Origin of the sequence: Terrilactibacillus tamarindi (genome assembly GCF_009718825.1) — a bacterium.
GTDB classification, from domain to species: domain Bacteria; phylum Bacillota; class Bacilli; order Bacillales; family Sporolactobacillaceae; genus Terrilactibacillus; species Terrilactibacillus tamarindi.
This window is the reverse complement of the sequence record NZ_WNHB01000007.1, coordinates 115,595-140,787: the sequence shown is the minus strand read 5'-3', so window position 1 is coordinate 140,787 and position 25,193 is coordinate 115,595. Positions and strand designations below refer to the sequence as shown.

Genomic DNA, 25,193 nt, shown 5'->3' with positions numbered 1-25,193 from the left:
TTTAATAAAATTAGTGATAGGCGAAGGAATGATATTGTTTGTGTTAGGATTTCTCATTCCTATTCCAATTGTTCTTATTGCACTTTCATACTGATGTTAGGATAGTTTTACGGACACATTTTAGTTAAACTAAGGATTAACGAAAGGATGTGTCCCGGATGGGCAGCGGAAAAACAAGCAACAAATTCAATAAAGAATTCCGGCAAATGATCGTGGAACTCTACCAGTCAGGCACTCCGGTCAAAGATCTCAGCAGCGAATATGGCGTATCGGAAACAACGATTTATAAATGGATTAAGAAACTGAATCCAATTTCTTTAGAAGACGGGAAATCCTTTACTCCTGTGGATTACCTGAAGCTTCAGAAAGAGATGAGACGCATTCAGGAGGAAAACGAAATATTAAAAAAAGCTATGGCCATATTCGCAAAAAAGTAACGTCCGCTGAGATGAGTGTGTTGATTGATCGCCTGCAAGAAAAACATCCCATAAAAACGGTATGCCAGGTGCTTGACATGCCGCGGAGTACCTATTATCAGGCCAAGAGTGCCGGTGAGTCCAGTCTGGCCCGTGAGAATCGGAAATTGATGCAACGTATTCAGACCCTTTATACAGAAAGTAAACGGCGATATGGAGCTCCTAAGATTCAGAAACGCTTGAGAAAAGAAGGCTTTATGGTCAGCCTCAAACGTGTGCAACAGCTGATGAGACGAGCCAATTTGCGGTCCATTATTGTGAAAAAGTATCGTCCGCAATCGAGCCAGGGACCGGTCGAGAACAGAAAAAATGTACTGGCTCAGGACTTTACAACAACAAAGATCAACCAAAAATGGGTTGCAGATATCACTTATATCCACACGATCAAAGAGGGCTGGTGCTACCTGGCCTCAGTCATGGATCTGTGTACACGAAAGATTATTGGCTATTCCTTTTCTCGGAGCATGACAACAGAGCTAGCCTTAAAGGCTTTAGATAACGCTTGCGTCAACCAAAATCCTGAACCGGGTCTGATCCTGCATACGGACCTTGGGTCCCAGTATACAAGCCATGAATTTGAGAAAGCGATTCAAGAGAAACAAATCGTCCATTCTTTCAGTAAAAAAGGCTGCCCATACGATAACGCGTGCATTGAGTCCTTTCATGCAACATTGAAAAAAGAGGAAATCCATCAGACGACGTATCATGATTTCAATGAAGCAAGACGTGCCCTCTTTCAGTACATTGAAGGCTGGTACAACAGGTCCCGGATCCATAGCTGTCTCGATTACCTGACGCCTCAGGAAGCAGAAGACAAGTTTTTGAAAGTGGCCTGATCATGCTGCACGAGCACCGCTTGACATGGAGAGACGGGCGTTGTAGGCTATCTCGCCAGGCGAAAGAGATTTACCCTTTCGCCCCTTTGCCAAAAAACATCGCCCGTAGAGGCTCCATGTCAAGCGATTCAGATCAAACTCAAAATGACTGTTTTTGTCAATATGAAATTGAGCCAGAGTGATCACATCAAAAGTGAGCCACTTTATCGTGTGGTACTTCCAATTATGGAATAATATGGGTGTTAGGTGGGGACTGGCCCGGGGAGGGCCAGTTCCCACCTAACACTTGCGCTGACATTATCCCTGTCCTGAGTTTTCTTTTCTTTCCATGCTCTGCCTAAATCGGTAAGATTCGCCGTTAAGTAGATGGATGTGACAGCGATGCGTTAGTCGGTCAAGCAGGGCAGCCGTCATCTTTTCATCGCCAAACAAGCTTGTCCATTCGCTGAATTCAAGATTCGTTGTCAGAATGAGACTGGCACGCTCATACCGACTTGAAAAAAATTGAAATAGGAGTTCTGCTCCGGTTTTGGAGAAAGGAACATAGCCGAGTTCATCCACAATGACTACATCAAATTTGAGCCACCTTTTCTCCATGGCGCTTAGTTTCTGTTCCTCATAGGCCATGAGCAGTTCTTCGACTAATTCGGAGGCCGTTATAAATTTTGCTTTAAACCCGTTTTGAATCATCTCTATTCCCAACCCAATGGCCAGGTGGCTCTTGCCCGTTCCACTGTTACCGAGAAAAATCACATTCTCTTTTTTTCGGACAAACTCACCTTTGGCCAGGGTGAGAAAATGATTTCGGTTCAGACTGGGCATCAAACTGAAATCGTACGTGTCCAGCGTCTTAGAAACAGGAAAACGTGCTTGTTTCAAACGCCTTTGTCGTTGATTTTCTTCTCGACTTTGCGATTCAGCTTCAAGCAATGCCAAAAGATAATCTTCATAACGCAAATTGTGCTCCTCCGCTTCCCGTGCTAGAGAACGATACTGTCTGGCTAGGGTGGGCATCCTGAGTTGCCTGGTCAGATGGTCCAACAGAAGTTCCGTGGTCATTGGTTTTCCTCCTTCACGAGTTGTCTGTATTGATTGATATCGGTCACTTTCACCTTGTAGTTCTCCAGAGCTTCCGGTGCTTGACCAACGGGTCCTGCCACATTACCTGTCATCTTTTGAATGACCTCATGAACCGCTTCATAGGTGAAAATTTGCTTCCGTTCTGCTTCCTGAATGGCTTGGGTTAACAGATTCAGGCCAAGTTCCCGGTGGAGAAGAAGAAGCCTGACAAATTTGCGGTCTCCGGCCGCTCCCTCAGTCTCACGCATTCTACGATGGAAATGCCGGAAGATTTCAGGAATATCTGGATTCTGAAAAGGATGTGCATCTCGGATCGCACGAGGCTTTTTCAGAAGCGCCTCCAGATAATGGTCCAGACGGGTGAATAGTTGATTTCGTCCGTACGAACGGGGATATTCAGTGATCACTTGATTTTGAGCCACAATGATCAGACGATCGACAAACTGTTTAACCCAGACAGCTTGTCCAACATAAGCGCAGGGAACGGAGTATTGGTTGGTCTCTACATGGATGAGAGACAATTGATTGACCTGACAGGATATCAACCGGCAGGCTTCAAATGGTGTTCCCGGAAGGGAATGAAGGGTAAGTTTTTCTTTGGCCCAAACCTGTGCGACCGTTTCATCGGTACGCGGAACGTGAATGCGGGCCGCCTCTTTAAGGCACCAATCCATAAGATAATGATTGAGTTCATCCATGGATTGAACGTCTGGATAAGGGACCAACGCGTTGCGTCGGACATAGCCAACCGTCCCTTCAACCCTTCCCTTTTCATTTCCCCTTCGGGGATTGGCAAAGGTGGCCTTGAACCCATAATGCGCCTGGAGCGCGATAAAGGCTTCTTGTTCTAAGCGATCTCTGCCTTTCAAAACTTTGACCACGGCTGTCTTTAGATTATCAAAAAGGCCTTCGACAGGCACACCACCCAGAAATTCAAAAGCGTGTACAAAGCCGTCCAGAAAAGCCTCCTGTTTTTGATGAGTGTAAGCTCGAACAAATCGAAAACGGCTAGATGAAAGCTGCAGACAAAAAAGAAAGATTCGCTGCGTTTTTCCCTGAAGAATAACATCGGCCTCGCCCCAGTCAAATTGAAATTGAAGGCCGTATCGGAATTCAAGGGGAATGAATACTTCCTGCTGTTTCTGTCTTCGCTTGGCAACAAGCTTACGAATGTTAGAGGACGACCCCTTAAACTGATATTCCTTGACTAACCGTTGATAGATTCTCGCTGCCGTATGTTTTTGTTTCACCCAATGTTTCTGGTCCTCAAGAAGCCACTGGTCTATGATTGGAAGAATGCGTTGAGTTTCCTCCGAGTATTCTTTCTTCCCGTATGAGCGTTGCCGAACGGGAAGGGTTGGGGCTTCTTCCTGTTTCATATACTTACTCACTGTATTCCTTGAAATTCCTAATTTTCTCGCAATCTGACGTTGTGAAAGACCTTCAACCTCCTTTAGAAATTTGATACGATGATAGTGAGCCATATCGATCATCCTTTTTTTCCCTCTCCCTTATGTAGAATTGCTGGTTACTTTTCTATCATAAGGAAGATGGGCTAAGAATTGGAAATCATGTGGCTCATTTTTATGTGAGCGAATTGCTTATCAATGGCTCAATTCTAGATTATCAAAAACAATGACGCAACGAGCTCTCAATCTACCAAACTTTTTTTGTGTCCAATATATTGACTTACATCCACGGACGGAGATATTCTTGCCCTTATCGCTGTGGCTGATAAGCTAAGAGATTCAGCGAAGAATGTTATCCAAAAACTTCATCAGTCCGGTATTGAACAAACTGTAATGTTAACAGGGGACAACAAAAGTACAGCCGAGACAATAGGAAAAGAAGTCGGTGTTTCTGATATTCAAGCAGAATTGCTACCGGAAGAAAAGCTAAATTATATTAAGTCCTATCGTGGGAAGCAAAAGGTTGCAATGGTTGGTGATGGGGTGAACGATGCCCCAGCATTGGCAGAAGCCACTGTGGGTATTGCTATGGGGGGTGCTGGAACAGATACAGCTTTAGAGACAGCCGACATTGCCCTTATGTCTGATGATTTAACAAAATTGCCCTACACAATAAAATTGAGCCGTAAAGCTTTGGCGATTATTAAACAAAACGTCACGTTCTCACTAGCTATTAAAGCTATTTCTATATTGCTTATTTTCCCAGGGTGGCTAACACTATGGATTGCTATTTTAGCTGATGTGGGAGCTACAATAATTGTCACATTGAACAGTTTACGACTCGCGAAAGTTAAAGAGTAAAAATCAAAGACAAAACCTTCGCTTGATTGGCGAAGGTTTTAGTGCTGATTATGGAAGATGGGGGGATGTGTAAGTTAGTACGTTTTGGAACAGCATTGATACACAGATAAGTTTGGTCGATTATGTGAAGCGGTCCGGTTACCATCATTGTTTGTTCAATGTTTTAATGTTTTCTCAAATTAATCACGGAGGAACACAGAGAGTGAGTAATCTACCACACTAAAATTAATGATTAAAAGAATCCATGTATAAATAGTAAAAGGATCATCTGTCAGTTTCTTTTAATTTGTTTCCTTCTTTGTGAAATTAGTTAAATGTATCTTTGGAACGAATCTAGGTACCTTTTTCATATACTCGAGATATTCCTCACCAAACTCTTGAATCATGTTCTGTTCTTCTCTTTTTGCCAGTTTCCTGTACATAATCAGTAAAGTAGGCGCCATAATGAGTGTAATTAACGTTGGCCATTGAATCAGAAAACCGATAATTGCCACTCCGAAACCGGTGTATTGAGGATGGCGAATAAATCGGTAGATCCCATCCGTGACTAATTTTCCTTCCCCTGAATGTATTTTTCTCCAACCAATCCCGATAATAATCAATCCGCCAAAAATAAACACATTGCTTAAAGGGTGAAGAATATCAAATAAAATCGGAGATCCTCCTGCTACTGCCACCCATAGATGACCATTAATATGATTGAACGGATCAAGAACTGGATAATTCTTCCCAAGGATAGATGTCAGGATATAGATGGTCAGGGGATAACCAAACATTTCGCTGAACAAAGCGACCATAAACCCTGTAAATGCCCCCAAAGTTCTCCAGTCCCGTTTTGTCGTCGGTTTAAACACGGAGTAAGCAAACAGTCCGAAGAAAACGATGTTGAATAGGACAGCACCCCATAGACCGTACGCGTATTTTCCATCAGGCATGAGCAAATCTCCTCTTCATAAATAATCTATAAACCAGCTCATTGTTTCTTGTTTTATTTTTTTAGTTTTTCACAATAATCTTTCCTCTGAACATCCCCATCTGGCAGGTAAAGTCATAGGATCCTGTTTTCATGGGAGGGAGATCAACAATAACCTTTTCTCCAGCCGGCAGCGTCGCGCTTTTCTCAAATCCAGGAAAAATAACCATTCCGTCACAGGCTCCTGTCTCTATACGGGTAAACTCAAATCGAACCGGTTTCCCGCTCTGGACAACAATACGGGACGGATTATAGCCGTTTTTAACCAGGATCTTAGCCTCCTGAAAACCGGAAGCATTCGTTTCCGCAAGGCTTCCTCCTTTTTTCGGTCCCCAGAAGTACCAGGCGATCACACCAATTAATAACAGTCCAACAACTGTAACAAACCAATTCATTTGAATCATTCTCCCCTCTTTAATTAAATTTAAGTTTCAATTGTTTCAAACGGTTCGCGTTCAGGACAACAGTTAAAGAACTGAACGCCATGGCTGCTGCGGCAACCAGCGGCGATAACAGGATGCCCGTGAAGGGATAGAGCACACCCAAGGCAATGGGAATACCGATTGCATTGTAAATAAAGGCGCCGAATAAACCTTCGTAGATGTTTTTCATCGTGGCTCGGCTGACTCTAATAGCCCTAACAACCCCCTCCAGGCTCCCGGAAATGAGTGTGATATCACTTGCTTCAATGGCGACATCCGTTCCGGTTCCAATGGCAATACCGACATCGGCCTGTGTGAGTGCCGGTGCATCGTTAATGCCGTCGCCGACCATCGCCACTTTCTTCCCTTCTTCCTGAAGCCTGCGGACATTTTCCGCCTTATGCTGAGGAAGGACCTCCGCCAGGACCTGATCAATGCCCACCTGTTTGGCGATCGCGCGGGCCGTTCGCTCGTTGTCCCCGGTAATCATCACGACTTCCAGGCCCATTGATTTCAATTCATGAATAACGGAAAGCGAGTCCTTCTTGACGATATCGGCAACCGCAACGATGCCACCGGCTTCCCCATTGATCGCCAGGAACATCGGCGTCTTTCCCTGATCGGCCATCGAGGCAGCATAAGAGTTAAAGCCGTCCAGAGGAATCCCTTTTTCCTTCATCAGTTTTAAATTACCGAAATAGATCATTTTTCCATCGACCGTTCCTTCAACTCCATGTCCCGGAATCGCATTGAAGCCCTCACTCTTAACAGGCGTCAACCCTTTCTCCTTAGCCTTTTCCACAATAGCGGATGCCAGCGGATGTTCGGATCCCTGCTCAACCGAAGCGCTGATGAGAAGGAGTTCTTCCTCAGTAAATTTTCCAAGGGGAACGATATCCGTCAGTGAAGGCTTTCCTTCCGTTATCGTGCCGGTTTTATCCATGACGATCGTCCTTAGTTTCTGTGCGATTTGCAGCGCTTCTCCGGAGCGGATTAATATCCCGTTTTCCGCTCCTTTTCCAATACCGGTCGTCAGGGACATCGGTGTTGCCATTCCCAGCGCGCATGGGCAGGCAATAATTAAGGTCGTCACTGCAACAATCAACGCATATACCCATCCCGGCTGCGGCCCGAAATCATACCAGACGATATAGCCGAGTATGGCCGCAATAATGACACCCGGAGTGAAGATTGACGAAATCTGATCGACAACTTTCTGAACGGGAATACGCGATCCCTGGGCCTGCTTCACCATTTCCACAATATTGGCTAATGCCGAGTCCTTTTGTTCTTTGGTTACTTTGAATGTAAAACTTCCTGTTTTATTCAGCGTCCCTCCGAAAACTTCATCGCCTTCATTCTTTTCCACAGGTATAGATTCTCCGGTCAGCATCGACTCATCAATAGCTGAACTTCCTGAGACAACGGTTCCGTCTATGGCGACCTTTTCACCGGGACGGACAATAATTTGATCACCGATATTTATTTCCTCTAACGGTACCTTGACTTCTTTTCCATCCCTGACAACGTTGGCTGTCTGAGGCTGAAGGGCAACCAGTTTATTAATGGCTTCGGATGAACGTCCTTTAGCTTTTACTTCCAGCGCCGATCCAAGAACAACAAGCGCCGTGACAACTGTAGTGACATCATAGTAGACATCAGCCATTTCAGGTCTCGGAAAAATTTGCGGCCAGAACAGGGCGACCAGAGAATAGAGCCACGCCGCCGAAACACCGGTTGCGATCAGCGTGTTCATATTGGCGGAGCGCTGTTTCAAGCCTTCCCAGGTGCCAACGAAGAATTGACCACCGCTTCGGATCACGACGAACAAGGCGAGTATTCCCATGATTAACCTGGCCCACCACAGTTGCTGGCTTCCCATCGGAAGCAGCTCACGTAACCCAGGAAATAAATTAGGGTAAGAAACTAAAATAACAGGAACAGATACAGTAGCTGCCAGCCACCATTTCTTCATTAGCGACCGATATTCTAATTCCTCAGTTGATTCTCCTTGCTGACCTTGTTCTGGCTTGATGTGACCGGTCATCATCCCATGCTCATGATCTTGATGTTCATGCATGTGCTGTATTTTTTCAGCTTCCATTTTCAATTCTCCCCTCCAAAGTATTTAATAAATGAAAATCTAATGCTCAGTTTGTTTTCTATACTGTTGTTTCTTAGTAAGAGATATCCCTTATGCTATACCATCATTCATGGTGTCTATTTTAAGTATTTTATATCCAATGGGACTTCCTCTTGCATAAAGTAATGTTAAATGATAATCATGTAGATTCTGAGTTGAAAACGTGTAGAAACTGTTAATATCTAAAAAAAGGTTAAATTGAGCAATTGACATCTGCCCAATTTAACCTTTTTCATTTATAACCTCATCAAAAATATTGACTTTTCGTTGGGATCACTATGTTTCTCACGAAGCGTCCATCTTAATGTAATTTTCTTAAAGAACTTTTAAAATACATACTATTTTAATACATTTTCTCGCCTTAACGATTATTTCTGGGTTCGATATATTCTCCACGTTCATACAATGCCTTAATTTGTTCGGCTTCCAGTGTTTCAACTTTCAGCAAGGTTTGCGCGATCAGTTCCAGTTTATCACCGTGTTCCACTAGCAATTCCTTACAACGTGCATATTGTCTTTTAATGATTTGCTGCACCTCGGTGTCAATTTCGTAAGCAACCTGGTCACTAATATTTTGTTCATTTTGCATCATTCCAAGAAAGGGCTGACTACCTTTATTTCCAAACTGCAAAGGACCGAGCTTCTCACTCATCCCCCACTCAGTCACCATGCGTCTTGCGATATTTGTAGCCCTCTGAAAATCATTGCTAGCGCCTGTAGATACTTCACCAAATGTGATCTCTTCAGCCACACGACCACCAAGCAAGCCGGTGATCTGTTCCAACAGTTCCGGTTTGGTCATTAGATGGCGATCTTCTTTAGGCAAAGAAATAGTGTACCCACCTGCCTGTCCACGTGGAATAATCGTCACTTTATGCACTTCATCGGCACCATCCAGAGCTAAACCAATGATTGTATGCCCTGATTCATGATAGGCAACAATATTTTGTTCTTTTTTGGAAATGACACGTGATTTCTTTGCGACCCCTGCTATGACACGTTCAACTGCTTCATCAATATCCTCCATATCAATGACGATCTTGTTGGCGCGTGCAGCAACCAGTGCCGCTTCATTTAACAAGTTCTCTAAATCTGCTCCGGAAAATCCTGGTGTCAACTTAGCTACCGTATTCAAATCAATATCTTTCGATAGAGGTTTGTTTCGTGCATGAACTCGAAGTACAGCCTCACGTCCATTCAGATCTGGACGGCCAACTGGAATTTGGCGATCAAAACGGCCTGGTCTCATCAAAGCGGGATCCAGTATATCCGGCCTGTTCGTCGCCGCAATGATAATGATTCCTTCATCGGCCGCAAAACCATCCATTTCAACAAGCAGCTGATTCAAAGTCTGTTCCCGTTCATCGTTTCCTCCGCCCAGACCGGCTCCTCGCTGGCGTCCGACAGCATCAATTTCGTCAATAAAGATAATACAAGGTGAATTTTTTTTTGCCTGTTCAAATAAATCACGAACCCTTGAAGCACCGACACCCACGAACATTTCAACAAAGTCAGAGCCGCTGATTGAAAAGAAGGGAACACCCGCTTCTCCGGCAACCGCACGAGCCAGCAATGTTTTCCCTGTTCCCGGTGGTCCTTCAAGTAAAACCCCTTTTGGTATTCTTGCACCCAAAGCAATAAATTTTCTCGGTTCTTTTAGAAAATCGACAATCTCAACTAATTCCTGCTTTTCTTCATCCGCACCCGCCACATCTTTAAACGTGACTTTATGATTATCCTCTTTATAAAGTTTAGCCTTACTTTTACCAACGCTCATCATTTGGCCGCCACCACGTGTACGATTCATGAGAAAGAAAACCAGCAAGAACATGAGAACAAATGGGATCAGTGAAGTAAGAAATACGACCCAACCAGGTGTACTTGCTTCTGGTTGAATAGTCAAATTGGATTGTTCAGCCAATGAAGTAATTTGATTGATTTCCTTTTCACTTGCCGGGACATAGGCTCTAAATGTCGTATTCTTTTTTCCATTATTCAAGCGGCCTGTTGCTGTATAGACACTCCCATCCGGCTGAAGCGTCAGTTCTCTGACATCCCCTTTGGCAAGATGTTGTTGAAAGGTACTGAAAGACATCGGTTCAACAATGTTGTTTGGACTGGTCAGCCATTTGGTCACGCCTGCAACAACCAGAACGATAAAGACATAAATGATCATATTTCTATAGACGCGTTTCATCCGTCTCCTCCACTCACGCATAAGGAACCCTGTATTTCAAAAGTGAAAGTCACTCTAATTTTCACCGTTCATCATTTAATTATCTGATGGAGATGTGAATTCTTTATGTAAAGCCACATCGGTGGCAACTCTAAGTCACAGCGATAAGAGTATTCCCTTCACTCTTATCTGCAGAGTTCAGCTTAACAACACCTGATTAAAATTCAGTTCTAACGGTTCTTTTGTTAAAAAGATTCCGTTTAGATCCTCTCCGTGTTCTCATTGATTCATTTTCCTTTTCTAAAATGGGACAAACATATTCTTCTCTTATTTTTTGCTTTTGCCAAGCTAAAGTCCCCGGTTGTGCTTTTTCATCTTTTGATTTTGTCAATCTACATTTCACCTCTTTTTACATACTGGTTTTATTATCTGCACTGATTAATGAGATCCTTATTAAATAGAGACGAAAAACCCGATAGAGTTTTCGTCCCTATAAAGAAAAGTCGAATTGAAACTTTTTTCAAGTCAATGATGATGTCCATTACCTTTCTTCATCATAGCCGGCATCATGAACAGATGCATCAACGGGCAAATAAGTACAGCCGCGAGTATGAGCAAACTATTTGATCCTGAAAATCCGCCTGTGAAAAACAGACCAATGATCACAGCTATTGGAATAATGAGGCAGACTGCCATCATAAGGTTATGATTGTGTTGATGAGTTCCATGAGCACTATGATTTTCATTTCCCTGATTTTGATTTTCGTGACCCTGACTGTTATGATCATGATTCCCGCAACAATTCATCAAAAATCCCTCCTCAATCTCGTTATGCTTGTTTACTTTTCAGCTGCTGAAGTTCTTTCCGCAACTGATCATTCTGTTCTTTTAACGCGTCAAATTCATTCTGTTTCTCATGAATATGCTGATGTGTGCTGTGTTGATGGTTTTCAGACTGATGACCTTCATGATTGTGATTTCCGCAACAAGACATAAAAAATTCCTCCTCGTAAACTTTGATTATTAATCCTTGTTTTTAAGCTGTTGAAGCTGTTCCCGCAAAAGATTATTCTGTTCTTTCAGGTCGTTCAATTCATTCGAGCTTTTTTGATGTTCAGAATGATCCGTTTCTGAATGATTTCCCTTCATCATCATAAACATCATCGGGAGCATCATAAGGGGACAAGCGAGTAATAGTAGCCAAGACCAGTCCATTGATTTCTTCCTCCTCTCATTCTTCAATAATGATTATAGGAAAGAAATGTGTGGAATCTGTGTGGAAAACATGTAGAAGGCGAGTAATTGTTGAAAAAATAAAAAAAGATTTACATATTACTCTTTGTTCCTGTAATGGAACCATAAATACAGGCTGCCAAAGAGGATCACAGGGCAGGCGACCCACATGCAGACTTTGAAAAAAATCCTCCCAAATGCAAGAAAACTCTCATGACCAAAAGCATTGGCTGAGAAGAGAAGGCAGGTTAGTCCAACGATAATTAAAAAAAGTGAAAAGAACCAATCAATTTTCTTCATTATTTCATCCCGTCCCTTCTCTGCTTTTTTTCATGAGTAAAGATCAATGTGAAAGTAGTCCCGACGCCCATTTGGCTATCAACTCGAACCGTTCCGTCCTGCATTTCAACGTATTTTTTGACGATAGACAGGCCTAATCCAGTCCCCCCGTATTCACGCGCACGTGATTTCTCCACTCGATAAAATCGTTCAAAGATATAAGGCAACTCTTCTTTAGAAATACCAATGCCTGTGTCTGATACGGAAAGGACAGTTGCTTCTTTCTTCCCGGTCAGTCGTACAAGAACGCTGCCCTTCTCCGTATAACGGATGGCATTCTCAAGTAAATTTAACAGCACCTGTTCCATCCGTTTACGATCTCCTCGAATAAGAGGAACCTGATCTTGTAAATCCAGCTGTAAGCTTAGTCGTTTACTTTCTGCTTTAAGTTTAACTTTCTGAACAGCTGTTTTTATGGTTATCTTCAGATCCATCCATTCCATATTAAGTTTGATCTGTCCTTCCTCCATTTTCGAGAGGTCAAACAGGTCATTAATCAAATGTTCGAGACGAACGGATTCTTGATATATAATGGAAAGGTACTGTTTTTTTTCTTTATCAGAATCAACTAATCCATCTGTCAGAACTTTAGCATAACCCTGAAGATAAGTGACTGGGGTTCGAAGTTCATGTGAAATGTTTGAGAAAAACGCTCGCCGCGTATCTCGATATCTTTGCAAACTTGCAGCCAGATCATTAATGGAGTGCCCGAGCATACCGATTTCATCTCGACTCCCGACCTGAAGTCTTGTATCCCAGTTTCCTTTTGCCATTTTATCGGTCATTTGCTGCATTCGAAGCAGTGGACGAGAAAGCAGTTTACTCATGATAAGAATCATACCTAAAGCGAGAAAAAACGCGCCAAGTCCAGAAAGTACCAACAAATTTCGAAGTCTCTGCAAAGAATCGTCTATTTTTTTCATAGAAGAGACAATATAAATCGCAGACCCAGTCGTTTTCCCTATTTGTATGGGTTTACCTACAACATAAAACCGGTTTCCATGAACATCATGGTTTTGAAAAGCTACAGAATGACCGGATAGCAGGCGCCGGGTATCGCGTGACCGTATAAAAGACAGATTCGGCTGTTTCTCCCCTGGAAGCGTCAAAATCCTTCCTTCATCATTCAACCAGAAGACCTTTACATCTGAAAATTTAGCAAAAGCTCGAATCATTGATTGTGAAGAAGTATCATTGGATTCTGCCATGGTTGCAAAGTGTTCAGCAATTTCCTGTGTATTGTCCTTCATTTGAGCATCATAGAAATTTGTGAACAATCGATCAACAGCAAGACCGGAGGATACGAGAATCACAATCATCAGCACGATAACAGCCGCGCCCAATTTCAACCCGATTCGATTGATACTCATGATTTTCCGACCTCTGCCTCAAATTTATAACCGACTCCCCAGCTTGTCTGAATCGGGTTATAGACTAAACCGGATCTCTTTAATTTCTCTCTGATATTTTTAACGTGGATATCGACAACACGCGCATCCCCCTCGAAATCATAGCCCCATATTTGTTCGATCAACTGTTCACGGGACAGAACACGTCCTTTATTTTTGGCCAGCGTAGCAAAAAGGTCAAATTCTTTATGGGTTAAATCCACCGATTGATCATGAACAAAAACCTGGCGTCCATCTCTATCAATCGTTAGTGCGGGAAAATTCAGCACATCGTTATTTGTTTTTTCAGTAGAGGTCGAGGATGCGCGGCGAATCAGCGCATGAACGCGGGCAATTAATTCCTCTGGATCAAAGGGTTTTGTCAGATAATCATCAGCCCCGAGTTCCAGCCCCTGGACCTTTTCTTTTGTCTCACCTAGAGCCGTTAACATCAGAATAGGAACGGATTGTGTCTTCCGAATCGACTGGCACACCTCCCAACCATCCATATTGGGCATCATCACGTCAAGGATGACCAGATCAAAGGAGTGATTTTTAATTTTCAGCATCGCTTCATTGCCATCCGCTGCCTCAACGGTATCAAAACCTTCTTTAGATAAGTAGATGCGTAGCAAATTGCGCAACTTCCAGTCATCATCCACCATTAAGACTTGTAATTTCTTCATACTCATCACCTTCTCTCATCATACAGCAAATTTTCCAGATTACATATATTAACAAATTGGAATCATGCGTAGCATACATTCTAATTCCTTTTTTAAATCCAGTGATACTTTTTTTAAAAAAACTGGATCTCTTCCTATGGATTGTTTGATTAGAAAACGGACTTATTTTGGTCAAGTCTTTTTTCTTGTGTAAATTCATCTCGGTTAGAACAGATCATTAACTGGGATAAATCGTCGTCACTTTACTCGATTTTTCCGATTGATGTTGCTTGGCTTTCCAACTAAAATACTCATTCATTTTCAGATAGCAGCGACTCGACCACTTCTCATTCTGCTCCATGAGCAGCGAACCCATGATTCGGAGGATTGATTCACGATTGGGAAAGATGCGAATCACCCGTTCGCGACGACGGAATTCTTCGTTGAGGCGCTCCATACCGTTTGTTGTGCGTAGACGGCGACGATAAGGTTCTGGTAGGGTGAGCACGGCGGTCACATCATCAAAAGCAGCTTCGACAAGCTCGGTTACTCGAGGGACCTTTTCTTGATACGTCTCTAGAAACGATTGGAGTAAGGTCTGAGACGTTTGGACATTGGGTGCCTGAAGGATCGCTTTCACCTGCTCGGTGCCCTCGCGCTTGAGGGACTTCGGGAGCCGATCGTGCACGTTGCGTAGAAAATGAGCCTGACACCGTTGCCAAGTGGCTCCCTGAAAGGCTTTTTGGACCGCCTTGACGAGACCGCCATGATCATCACTCACCACGACATCAACGCCTTTCAAGCCACGAGCTTTCAGCCAGTCAAAATAGTTTTTCCAAGCGTCCGTGCTTTCGCTGTCATCGATTTTCAAACCAAGAATGGTTCGATAGCCCAGATCATTGATTCCATAGCTGATCAGGACACCTCGGGAGCGAACGCGCCCATCTTCACGCACTTTGGTATAAACCGCGTCAACAATGAGAAAAGGGTAGTTTCCCTTCAGTGGACGATTGTTCCAGCCCGAGACCATCGGATCCAGATGTCCGCAAAGATCTGAAACGGTCGTTTTCGAAAACTCCGTGCCGCAAAGTTCTTCCGTAATCTGACTCACCTTGCGTGTTGAAACACCGTTGATGACCATTTCCATCAAGGAGAGGACCAGTGCCTGTTCACTGCGCTGATAGCGATTGAAAAGATCCGTTGAGAAATGACCATTACGCAGTCTGGGTACATCCAGTGTGAGCGTTCCTACACGTGTCTTCAATTGACGCGGATAAGAACCATTTCGGTAATCGGTTCGGGCATCGCTGCGTTCATATTTTTCTGCTTTAAGCTGTTCACTGGCCTGAGCTTTTAACACTTGATTTAAGATCGCCTCCAAAAGGGCGTTCATTCCTGATTTTTTCGCATCACCAAGAAATAATTGATGCAGAAGTTGTTCATTTAGAGTAATCTGTACTTGAGCCATCCCTGAGTCTCTCCTTTAGAATTTGGTTTTCGACAACTCTATTCTAACTGAGATGATGGGCTCCGGCTCATTTTCTATGAAAAAAATGAGAGAGAGAAGCGAGGAAGAAGGATCTCGCTGTTTTCCCGGAGGGGGGCCGGCCCCCCTCCGGGAAAACAGAACACCCACTCGTCATTTTTCTCTCATTTAGATCCCCCTTTTTACACAATTATACGGCCTCAACTCTTATTTTTCCACTTTTTTAATAACTTCCTATGACATACACTTAATAAAATCATGCCTATAACAATCCACATCAAAATAAATAAAGCGGCATGTAGAAAAAAGGCTTCCGGGAGGATCGTGATCACAGGATCTGTAACCGGATCGAACAGCCAGTAATTATTTCTAAAAAAAGCCTTGTGAAACAAAGTGAAGGATGCATCAAAGTTTAAAGTGAAAGCAGTTAAAGTAACGATAATGAAGAACAGAAGAATGAAAGACGCTTTTTTCAGAACACTGATCATTCCATGCTTAATACCGCAATACAGGCCAGCCACACTAACTAAACCTGTGATGATAAAGAGCAGCTCAATTGAAGTGAAGATCCTTTTGACATCCCCAAAATGAATTTGTCCGCGAACTGAGTAAGGCAGGGATGGAAGCTTAAAGGATTGAGGCCTTGGATCGAAAAGATATTGAATCATGTAATTATAGTTTTCCACAATTCTAGCTGTGTTGATACCCGCGATCTTGTCAATACCAAGATACCAAATATCGAAATAGTACAGAGGTTTAAAGAGCAGAGCAAGCTCTATTGACAGGAAAATAATAAACAACGCAAGATTGATGGCAAGCAGGGACTGAAATACACTGGATTTTTTGAAATGCATCCGCACACACACCCATATGAAATATTTTGATCTGAACCACATAAGCCTAAAGAAGTGTAAAAATAGTGGATTCGTATTTCTGTCAGGAAAAGGACTAAGCCTCTCTTTTACGGCTTAGTCCTGAACAGAATTTCATAGACGACCATTAAATTGAAAGCGAACCGTAGTTTTGTAATCAATTTATTGACAATCGAATTTATCTGCTTCTTCTCATGATCCTTCCAAAACTTTTGAATTTGACTTTTGGTGGAGAATTATTTTTTGGGATTGAAATTCTTGAATTTTTTGGAAAAACTTTACTCGTTCCTTGACCCGTATCCGATTTCAAGATTTTCCCCGTATTTCTCTCAACCGAATTAATCGCCTGTCCTACATCTTTTGTAACGCTATTCCTTATTCTTGAGAATGTACTTGAAAACGAGTTCGAGTTATTCCCGGAGCTGCTACGCTTAATAATCGAACCGGTTGTCTGCTTCGTTATTGGAGGGATCGTTTTCTTTTCGCTGGCGGTAGGGGGCTGATACTTTACCGTTGGCCGAATTGTATTACCATCCGTATAGCCACGATAATTACCTAGAGCGCCTTTTCCCAATTGATACAATCGATCCAAGAGAACGGCAGACAGATAGCCCTTCAAAAACGACGAACTGTAATTGTTGCGAACAAATTCTTTATTACTTACTTCAATCAGGGTATTATCGGGGTTCTTTTTGTCTCTTTGAAGATCATATAATTCATCAGAATAGACAAGGAACATTTGCTGGTTGTCGTTTCTTGAGATCTGATCCGGCTTCTTTTGGTCGCTTAGTTTCTTGGCTACTTCTGGAACCGACTGTTTGTCAGCCTGATAAATATAAGACTCCTGATTTCCGTTTTTGGATACGGAGGTCAGCGGATAGCCACCGGTAACGGCTGGCTGTCCGGAGCCGGATGCGGAGCATCCGGTTAAAAGGGAAGCCCCGAGTACAATAGCCAATACAATTTTTATGCTGTTTGACAATCGCTTAATCATATTTAACGCTTCCTTTTTTTCATGACTGAATGATCCTGACGTCCATTGGTAGGACATCCTCTCCCTCATACAACATCATCTGGCCAGCCTGCCATTCGATTCGCAGTAGTTTCCAGTTATCTGATTGAAAGTCCCAAAGATAACGTTCACTAGAGGATGCAAAAGGCGTATCACCTGAAGAATGGGCTGCGCCTACCGCTTGATCTTCCATATGATACAATGTCCCTTCCATTTCAATGGTCGTTGGAATCTCATTAATATCTTCCAGACGTCCATCAATCGCTTCATAAAGAGACAGCTCCAGTTTTTCCCTCTTAGCAACCCGTAAATATTTGATCGTACTCCCATCCTTTATCGTAAAAAAAGCTTCCTGGCGTTGCGGGAATAACACTCGACCCGCAACGGTATAACTATTAAGTGAAAGATCAACAATATCACCAATAGATAAAGTGTAAGGAGTTTTTTCTTCAATCGGTGGTTCTGGCTTCTTTACTAAATTGATGATTCGATGAAATAGGGACATTTTTTATCTCCTTTCAACTTGCAAAAATAAAACCGACAGCCGTCTTTTGAAATCCACTCGGCGTGCCGGCTCATTGTTTTGCCTATTGTTCCCCTTTATTTTTTATGCTGTTCGATGAGCTGTGCCAGTTCATCTTCGACCTTCTTGTCCTTCCCCAAATTTTCAAACTCTTCATCGATGGATTTTTCTTTTTTATAGACTTCCCCGCTTGCTTCCGCCTCAGCTTCTAGCTGCAGTGTTTTTTCTTCCATACGTTTCAGTCCGGCCATCGCTGTATTGGAATCAAAGCCAGACATGGTGTCATTAATCTTTTTCTGCGCCTCGGCGGCGTTAACCCGTGCGACCAACGTTTCCCGCTTATCTTTCAGTTCTGCAACTTGTTTTCGCATCTCGTCTAGTTTTTGACGAAGATTTTCTGCCGCGACCTGATTTTGTTCATAACGTTTCTTGTATTCAGTCACTTTTTGTTCAGCGTTTTGTTTATCCTCGATGACTCTTCGTGCCAGATCCATATCACCGGTTTCAACCGCCAGATGTGACTGTTCTTCACGCTTGGCCACAAGAGCTTTTTGTTCCTCGTAAAGAGCCTTGAATTTTTTTTCAAGAGCAATTTGTGCAGCGACTCCCCGTTCAGCTTCTTGTAAGTCCTCCTGCATATCACGCAGGTACTGGTCGGTCATCTTAATCGGATCTTCCGCTTTTTCAATCACAGCATAAATATTTGAAACGGTAAGGTCACGCAGTCTTTTAAATAGTGACATTCAATAAAACCTCCTGATTGTTTTTCATACCGATATCGGACCCCCTTAAAGGGCGACCAACACTTTTTTACCTTATTTACGAGTACATTCGTCATTTGTTGTTTTGTATCAACTCCCCCCTTCTCTACTGCAATAAGATTACACGTTAAATGTGTAGAATCCATGTAAAAGTGATATTTCTCTAAAAAGAGAATTGAACATGATTTTGAAACATCAAAGCTACCCGTTTTTTTACTTTAATTCATTGTCTTGTTTCTTTTATGATATTAAAAAAGTGCCTCTAACCCATTTCGGGCGAGGCACTTCTTAACAATTAATTCTGTCCGACAACATCGTATCCTTGTTCTTCAACTGCTTCCTTCATCTTACTGAACTGAATCCTTGCATCATCATATTCAACTGACGCTTTACCTTTTTCAAGATCCACAGAAACGTCAGATACACCATCTAATCCCTTTAAAGCATTTGTAACCGAGGCTTTACAATGTCCGCAATGCATACCTTTTACATCAAGTGTGGTCTTTGCCATCGTTTCAATCTCCTTTTTTATACTGAAAATTTTTTATTTAAAGATGAATGGACAGATTTAAACGTCAGTGCTGTCCAACAACATCGTATCCTTGTTCTTCGACAGCTTCTTTCATTTTGTCGTATTGTACTTTCGTTTCATCATAGTCGACAGCAGCTTCACCAGTTTTAAGATCAACAGAGACAGCAGATACCCCATCAAGACCCTTCAGTGTTTGAGTCACCAGATTCTTGCAGTGGTCTCCCATCATACCCTTAACATCAAGCTTTGTTTTTGCCATAAGTCGTCAATCTCCTTTTCATCTTTTTTGATGCTCTACAGCTTCTCAGTCAAAAAACCTTTCAATTTCAGACTTTGACCCGTTTCAGACGTAAACTGTTCGTCACGACGGATACGGAACTAAAGGCCATGGCAGCGCCGGCTACCCAAGGCGCAAGCAGGCCGAGTGCGGCCACTGGAATGCCAACCGTATTATAGAACAGTGCCCAGAACAAGTTCTGACGAATGTTCCGCATCGTTTTCCGACTCAAATCAATCGCTTTTGGAATATGAAGCAGATCGCCACCGACCAATGTGATATCAGCTGCCTCAATTGCCACGTCTGTTCCAGTGCCAATTGCCATGCCGATATCTGCTGTAGCCAATGCCGGAGCGTCATTTATTCCATCACCAACCATGGCTACCTTCAGTCCCTTTTCTTGAAGAATTTTCACTTTAGCTGCTTTTTCCTCGGGAAGGACCTCGGAAAACACATGGTCAATGCCTGCCTGTCTGGCAATCGCCTGAGCCGTCCGCTCATTATCGCCCGTAATCATATACACCGAAAGACCACGTGTCTTTAATTCTTCAATGGCTTGCTTCGAAGATTTCTTGATCGTGTCTGCAACGGCAATGATCCCCTGAAGTTTGCCATCGTAGGCAACAAACATTGCCGTTTTCCCTTCAGATTCAAGCTTCTTCATCCGTTCCTCAGTCTCAGAATAAGAAATGTCTCCCTCTTTCATCAGCCGCCGTGTGCCGATTGCTATTTCCTTCCCGGAAACAGTTGCTTTAATACCATAACCGGCAAGAGCTTTGAACTGATCCGGTGATGGGAGATCCGGGCTGCTTTGCTTTCCATAGGTAACAATCGCCTGCGCCAGCGGATGTTCACTGGCTGATTCTGCTGAAGCAGCAAGCGTTAAGAGTTCTTCTTTTGCTGCGCCATTCAGTGCAATAATGTCAGTAACTTCAGGTTTACCATTAGTAATTGTCCCCGTCTTATCGAACAGAATAGCCTGCAGACTTTGGGTTGTTTCGAGATATTCACCTCCTTTAAAAAGAATGCCGTTCTCAGCCCCCTTGCCGGTTCCAACCATGATGGATGTCGGCGTTGCCAAGCCTAAAGCGCAAGGGCAGGCAATCACAAGGACACTAATAGCCGCAATCAGTGCTGGGGCAAACTGACCGGGAGTGACAAACAGAATCCAGACAAGAAATGCCAGCACCGAAATACCGATCACAATCGGGACAAAGATACCCGAGATACTGTCAGCGAGCCGCTGGATCGGTGCTTTTGATCCCTGGGCTTCCTCAACAATCTTGACAATCCCGGCAAGTGCCGTATCTTTCCCTACTTTTTCAGCCTTCATGGTCAGCGTTCCATTTGCATTCACCGTTGCGCCGATTACTTTGTCATCTTTTCCTTTTTCGACAGGGATGGATTCACCAGTAATCATTGATTCGTCAACAGAAGAACGGCCGTTGACAACGATACCATCTACAGGTATTTTTTCTCCAGGTTTGACACGTAACAAATCACCGACAGCAACCTGATCGATCGGTACTTTTCGTTCCTTCCCGTCCTCAATGATTGTCGCCTCTTTGGCCTGCAGTCCCATCAGTTCAGTAATCGCCGCAGTCGTCCGCCTTTTTGCACGTGATTCAAAATATTTACCCAACAGGACAAGCGTAATTAAAATCGCACTCGTTTCAAAATACAGCTCAGGACTGGTGAGTCCGCCAAACTGATAACGGAGTGTCTCGAACGCGCTATAAAAGTAAGCAGCACTCGTACCCAGTGCAACCAGAACATCCATATTGGCACTCTTATTTAATAGAGCCTTTGTACCACTGATATAAAACTGGCCGCCAATGTAGAACTGCACAATACCAGCCAAGATGAGCTGGAACCATGGATTCATCAGCAACTGAGGGATCGGTAGGCCTGTGTTAAAGGGCAAGTGTGCAATCATGGTGTAAAGCAACGGCAGCGAAAGAACAGCGGACAAGACCAGTTTCTGCAGCTTTCTTTTAAGTTCCTTCTCTTTTTCGTCCGTCGCCTGTTCTTGTTTCGGGACAGCCTTGTAACCGAGTTTCTTGACTTGATCATAAATCGCAGTAGGTTCGGTGATCCCGGGCTGAAAGATCACAGTTCCAGACTCAGTCGCTAGATTAACCTGGGCTGATACTACACCTGCCATACGGCTCAATCCCTTTTCAATACGCGCGGCACAAGAGGCACAGGTCATACCAAGAATATCCGTATCCAACCTTTGCGTTCGCACGCCGTAACCCAGCTTTTCAATCTTTTGTACAATGTCCGTGGGTTTTGCTTTTTCCTCATGGATGGTCACCTTCGCTTTTTCCAATGCGAGGTTGACATTCGCTTCGACGCCATCCATCTTATTGAGCGATTTATCAATCCTTGTCGAGCAGGAAGCACAGGTCATCCCTGTAATCCCAATCTGCATTGCCTTTGAACTCATCCATTTCATCCCCTTATATCCGTTCATCCAGAAGTCAATGTGAACCCCCAGAATAAATGATTTGTATTTATTCCAACTAAAGATTCAGGTTAGCAGCTCCTGCCATCTTCTTTCAGCTTTATTATACCCATGGGGGGTATACGTGTCAAATGATAAATTGTGCGATCTGTTATACCTAGTCGTGGGGCTTTTCGTAATTAAATGAAGGCACTGCTTATCCCTTGGTCTCATTTATTCTAATAAACAGATGTGTAGTTTTTGTTAGGATATGAAAAATATCATATCTTTTTTGAAATCATTTGCGAACAAGCACGAATAGAAATGGAAAATCAGAGAAACATCAGGTTTCCTTATTCCCTCAGTTCTAAGGAATGATACGATCTCTGCCTTTTATATTTAACATTTAATAGCTATAGATTTCTTGATCATTACGATCTCTAGATACATTGATTTAAACTTTATTTTTATTGAGTATTTATAAATCTTCACAGTTTCTCCACATTTGTTCGATACACTTGTGGAAACGAGATAAGGAGAGTGTACCCATGAAAAAGTTTCTTTTCGTCGCACTGGCAATTTTCACACTACTCATCATTACTGCGTGCTCTGCGACTACAGAAAATAGCAACAAAACAGCCAACAAGCAGGCTGCGAGCAGCGAATCAGCTGCTTCAGAATCACCCAAAATATTGAGAGGGCCAAATATTACGCTTGTTGCCGAAAAAGGGACACAAAAATTGAGCAACGGCGTTACTGTCCCAGTTTGGACGTTTAACGGATCAGCACCCGGACCGGAAATTCATGTACAAAAAGGCCAGAAAGTGCGTGTCACCTTAAAGAATGAGCTTTCTGCACCCGTTTCGATTCACTGGCACGGTTATCCAGTTCCTAATAAAATGGATGGTATCCCAGGTGTCACACAAAACGCGGTAGCCCCAGGAAAGAGCTTCACTTATGAGTTCGTTGCTGACAAAGCAGGCACTTATTGGTATCACTCTCACCAGGATTCAGTGAATCAGGTGGACCGAGGGTTATATGGAGCCTTCATTGTTGAAGATCCTAAAGAAAAATATGATAAGGATTACACCCTAATGCTGGACGAATGGATGACCGATAAAAATCAGATCAACAGTCAGATTAAAGCGATGACACCTGCGGGTCAAAGCAATAAAAACAACGGAGATTCCGGAATGGGCAGCATGCCCGGCATGGATATGGGCGGTTCAGATCAAGGCAGCTCAAATAGTGGTGGCAGTAGTGGAATGAATATGGATAATATGGACAACAGCAGTTCAGATAGCGGAAACAGCAACGGCATGAATATGCCCGGGAATATGATGGCCGATAATATGAGCATGTACGACTTGTACACGATTAATGGAAAAAGCGGCAGTCTGGTTAAACCTCTGACGGTCAAGAAAGGGGATAATGTTCGGCTGCGTTTCATTAATGCCGGCTACCTCCCGCATAACATTCATATCCATGGTCACAACATTAAAGTAATTGCAACTGATGGTCAACCTATAAACAATCCGCTGGCCGTTAAAAACCAGGTCATTTCCATCGCACCAGGTGAACGATATGATGTAGCCTTTACTGCGGACAATCCGGGAAAATGGTATATCGAAGATCATGGAACAGCAAAGGGTACGAACGGGATGAAGGCCTTAATTGACTATGAAGGTAGCAAGGCTACAACCGATCAACCTAATGCAAGCACACAATTGCCGGCTATAAACTTTGCTGACTACGGGTCTAAAACAAAACCTGAGTTTACGCTGAATCAAAAATACGACGTCACCTATACCATGAACCTTAATGCAGGTATGAACAATAATGGGATGATCTATACGATCAATGGGAAAACCTTCCCAAATACAGATCCGATTAAGGTTAAAACGGGTGATCGCGTGAAGGTCAAGCTGGTCAATCGTGATCATATGAATAACCATCCAATGCATCTCCATGGCCACTTTTTCCAGGTTTTGAGCAAAAATGGCAAACCGGTCAGCGGTTCCCCCATTTACAAAGATACGTTGAATGTAAAACCGGGTGAAACTTATGAGGTTGCCTTCCTGGCCGATAATCCGGGTAACTGGCTGTTTCACTGCCACGATCTGCATCACGCGAACGCAGGGATGATAACCGAGGTCCAGTATACAGATTTCCATTCAAGTTATGTTCCAAGTTCTTCGAGTAACAATAAACCAGAGTAAGTATTCTTAAAATAGAGGCTAAACGATCATGTTACAATAGTCTCAGAGGTGGTGGTAGATATGATGGGATGGAATGGTGGTATGATGAATGGTTTTGGTTTAGGTATGGGTTTTATCGGATGGCTTGTGCAACTATCACTGTTTATTGCCGTGATCTATCTAGTAGTTACCCTAATTAAAAAATTGAATCACCATTCAGACACCAATAAACAAGGGTACGTGATTTTAAAAGAACGATTTGCCCAAGGTGAAATCACAGAGGATGAATACAAAAAAATGAAAAAGATTTTGGATGACTGAACATGTGATAGGTCTTAAATAAGTGTAAGGGGGAAAGTCAATATGACTTTCCCCCTCACTTTATTGCATGAGTAGCTACTAATTCATAGAAAAATTAAAATCTGCAAAATGAGCATCGGTATACCTTGAATAAAAGGAGAGGAAAGAACGAATAATGATCAAAATATAGATGAATTATCGAGATATCAATTCATCTTCAGTCACCCATTTATGGTTTTTTATCACTTTTCCAGTCTTAGTATCGGTATAATTGACCATATAAATATTCGTTTGCTTAGCACTGTCAATTGTTGCTTCTGCGCCCATCATCCCTGGCATATGGCTGGCATTTAGCTTAACCTTTGTCCCCGTTTTGAGAAGTCCTTTGTTGTGAGTCTGTAACTCTTGCTGGATAACCCACTTATGATTTCTAACCACCTTCCCACCATTAGTTGGATGATAAGTAACAGTATACACATTAGTAGTATAAACTCCGGCAACCGTTCCTTTAGCATTCATCATACCGGACATATGATCTGTTTTCAGCGTCACTTTACTCCCCTTTTTAAATTCAGGATTCATTGTTGCCACAAGGCCCTGTGGAACATCGCGATCCGACATAGCGTGCTGATCATGATCTCTATTCATATCATGGCTCATGGAGCTTGAACTGTCATTTGTTCCCTGGTTTGTGCTACACCCAGTTAACGCTACAACAAGAACTAATAAAAAAAAGGATACGCAAAATTTTTTTATTGCCAAAGCTGATCACTCCTGACACAATA

The 25,193-nt window shown here is 43.0% G+C and carries 24 protein-coding genes and 1 pseudogene; 4 read left to right on the top strand and 21 right to left on the bottom strand.

Translation table 11 applies throughout. The annotated features are described in order from the left end of the window. Positions 1–158 precede the first annotated feature (158 nt). Positions 159–1,312 (top strand): IS3 family transposase gene (locus GMB86_RS06350; protein WP_155217847.1). Its coding sequence is split into 2 segments (ribosomal slippage): positions 159–411 and positions 411–1,312, totalling 1,155 coding nucleotides; the frame shifts between segments, so codons are not numbered across the junction. Positions 1,313–1,609: 297 nt separating this feature from the next. On the opposite strand, the gene istB is transcribed toward GMB86_RS06350, so the two are convergent. Together istB and istA are read right to left on the bottom strand one after the other, a co-directional pair. Beyond that, the gene (gene istB / locus GMB86_RS06345) at positions 1,610–2,371 is read right to left on the bottom strand and encodes an IS21-like element helper ATPase IstB (RefSeq protein WP_141306172.1); all 762 of its coding nucleotides are present in this window, start codon (positions 2,369–2,371) and stop codon (positions 1,610–1,612) included. Next, the gene (gene istA / locus GMB86_RS06340; RefSeq protein WP_155217845.1) at positions 2,368–3,885 is read right to left on the bottom strand and encodes an IS21 family transposase; all 1,518 of its coding nucleotides are present in this window, start codon (positions 3,883–3,885) and stop codon (positions 2,368–2,370) included. The genes istB and istA overlap by 4 nt, the downstream gene beginning before the upstream one ends. Positions 3,886–4,089: 204 nt before the next feature. On the opposite strand from istA, the pseudogene GMB86_RS06335 reads away from it, so the two are divergent. Continuing rightward, a pseudogene (locus GMB86_RS06335) lies at positions 4,090–4,662 on the top strand (HAD-IC family P-type ATPase); the annotation flags it as partial. Between the two features lie 281 nt (positions 4,663–4,943). Here GMB86_RS06335 and GMB86_RS06330 read toward each other — a convergent pair. The 18 genes from GMB86_RS06330 to GMB86_RS06245 all read right to left on the bottom strand — a co-directional run bounded on the left by GMB86_RS06330 (position 4,944) and on the right by GMB86_RS06245 (position 21,913). After that, the gene (locus tag GMB86_RS06330; RefSeq protein WP_010027497.1) at positions 4,944–5,597 is read right to left on the bottom strand and encodes a methyltransferase family protein; all 654 of its coding nucleotides are present in this window, start codon (positions 5,595–5,597) and stop codon (positions 4,944–4,946) included. 61 nt (positions 5,598–5,658) lie between these two features. Continuing rightward, positions 5,659–6,030, bottom strand: a complete 372-nt coding sequence (locus GMB86_RS06325) for a cupredoxin domain-containing protein (RefSeq protein ID WP_010026851.1) — start codon at positions 6,028–6,030, stop codon at positions 5,659–5,661. 19 nt (positions 6,031–6,049) lie between these two features. Further along, entirely contained in the window at positions 6,050–8,161 is a 2,112-nt protein-coding gene (locus tag GMB86_RS06320; protein WP_093672793.1) for a copper-translocating P-type ATPase, read from the bottom strand. Between the two features lie 400 nt (positions 8,162–8,561). After that, positions 8,562–10,397: an ATP-dependent zinc metalloprotease FtsH gene (gene ftsH, locus GMB86_RS06315; RefSeq protein WP_093672791.1), complete on the bottom strand. Its 1,836-nt coding sequence runs from the start codon at positions 10,395–10,397 to the stop codon at positions 8,562–8,564. Positions 10,398–10,593: 196 nt separating this feature from the next. Continuing rightward, a complete protein-coding gene (locus tag GMB86_RS06310) occupies positions 10,594–10,767 on the bottom strand; it encodes a hypothetical protein (protein WP_155217843.1) in 174 nt (57 codons plus the stop codon). A gap of 134 nt (positions 10,768–10,901) precedes the next feature. Beyond that, complete coding sequence (locus GMB86_RS06305) at positions 10,902–11,183, bottom strand: DUF2933 domain-containing protein (RefSeq protein WP_010025840.1); 282 nt, start codon at positions 11,181–11,183, stop codon at positions 10,902–10,904. Between the two features lie 22 nt (positions 11,184–11,205). After that, on the bottom strand, positions 11,206–11,370 hold the full coding sequence (locus GMB86_RS15475) for a hypothetical protein (RefSeq protein ID WP_176557813.1): 165 nt from the start codon (positions 11,368–11,370) through the stop codon (positions 11,206–11,208). A gap of 29 nt (positions 11,371–11,399) precedes the next feature. Next, positions 11,400–11,591, bottom strand: coding sequence for a hypothetical protein (locus GMB86_RS06300; protein WP_010025838.1), 192 nt, complete (start codon positions 11,589–11,591; stop codon positions 11,400–11,402). A gap of 317 nt (positions 11,592–11,908) precedes the next feature. Continuing rightward, positions 11,909–13,318, bottom strand: coding sequence for a sensor histidine kinase (locus tag GMB86_RS06290; protein ID WP_139692318.1), 1,410 nt, complete (start codon positions 13,316–13,318; stop codon positions 11,909–11,911). Continuing rightward, entirely contained in the window at positions 13,315–14,022 is a 708-nt protein-coding gene (locus GMB86_RS06285) for a response regulator transcription factor (protein ID WP_010025834.1), read from the bottom strand. The genes GMB86_RS06290 and GMB86_RS06285 overlap by 4 nt, the downstream gene beginning before the upstream one ends. Before the next feature lie 217 nt (positions 14,023–14,239). Further along, entirely contained in the window at positions 14,240–15,469 is a 1,230-nt protein-coding gene (locus tag GMB86_RS06280) for an IS256 family transposase (RefSeq protein ID WP_155217839.1), read from the bottom strand. Between the two features lie 218 nt (positions 15,470–15,687). Then, positions 15,688–16,341 carry a TIGR01906 family membrane protein gene (locus tag GMB86_RS06275; protein ID WP_155217837.1) on the bottom strand — a complete coding sequence of 218 codons (654 nt, stop codon included), beginning with the start codon at positions 16,339–16,341 and terminating at the stop codon, positions 15,688–15,690. A 196-nt stretch (positions 16,342–16,537) separates the two neighbouring features. Continuing rightward, positions 16,538–17,410 (bottom strand): DUF4247 domain-containing protein, encoded by an 873-nt coding sequence (locus GMB86_RS06270; RefSeq protein WP_230459019.1) that lies wholly within the window; start codon positions 17,408–17,410, stop codon positions 16,538–16,540. Further along, on the bottom strand, positions 17,373–17,876 hold the full coding sequence (locus GMB86_RS06265) for a DUF4178 domain-containing protein (RefSeq protein WP_093672783.1): 504 nt from the start codon (positions 17,874–17,876) through the stop codon (positions 17,373–17,375). The genes GMB86_RS06270 and GMB86_RS06265 overlap by 38 nt, the downstream gene beginning before the upstream one ends. Positions 17,877–17,971: 95 nt before the next feature. Continuing rightward, entirely contained in the window at positions 17,972–18,637 is a 666-nt protein-coding gene (locus GMB86_RS06260; protein WP_139692313.1) for a PspA/IM30 family protein, read from the bottom strand. 313 nt (positions 18,638–18,950) lie between these two features. Continuing rightward, positions 18,951–19,166: a copper chaperone CopZ gene (gene copZ, locus GMB86_RS06255; protein ID WP_100489390.1), complete on the bottom strand. Its 216-nt coding sequence runs from the start codon at positions 19,164–19,166 to the stop codon at positions 18,951–18,953. Positions 19,167–19,230: 64 nt separating this feature from the next. Then, the gene (locus GMB86_RS06250; RefSeq protein WP_100489391.1) at positions 19,231–19,446 is read right to left on the bottom strand and encodes a cation transporter; all 216 of its coding nucleotides are present in this window, start codon (positions 19,444–19,446) and stop codon (positions 19,231–19,233) included. A 67-nt stretch (positions 19,447–19,513) separates the two neighbouring features. Continuing rightward, positions 19,514–21,913: a heavy metal translocating P-type ATPase gene (locus GMB86_RS06245; RefSeq protein WP_155217835.1), complete on the bottom strand. Its 2,400-nt coding sequence runs from the start codon at positions 21,911–21,913 to the stop codon at positions 19,514–19,516. A gap of 545 nt (positions 21,914–22,458) precedes the next feature. Here GMB86_RS06245 and GMB86_RS06240 point away from each other — a divergent pair. Both GMB86_RS06240 and GMB86_RS06235 read left to right on the top strand, forming a co-directional pair. Then, positions 22,459–24,129 (top strand): multicopper oxidase family protein, encoded by a 1,671-nt coding sequence (locus GMB86_RS06240; RefSeq protein ID WP_155217833.1) that lies wholly within the window; start codon positions 22,459–22,461, stop codon positions 24,127–24,129. Between the two features lie 60 nt (positions 24,130–24,189). Then, on the top strand, positions 24,190–24,429 hold the full coding sequence (locus tag GMB86_RS06235; protein ID WP_155217831.1) for an SHOCT domain-containing protein: 240 nt from the start codon (positions 24,190–24,192) through the stop codon (positions 24,427–24,429). Between the two features lie 174 nt (positions 24,430–24,603). Here the strand turns inward: GMB86_RS06235 and GMB86_RS06230 are convergent, their stop codons facing one another. Further along, positions 24,604–25,170, bottom strand: coding sequence for a YdhK family protein (locus tag GMB86_RS06230; RefSeq protein WP_010027048.1), 567 nt, complete (start codon positions 25,168–25,170; stop codon positions 24,604–24,606). Positions 25,171–25,193 lie beyond the last annotated feature (23 nt).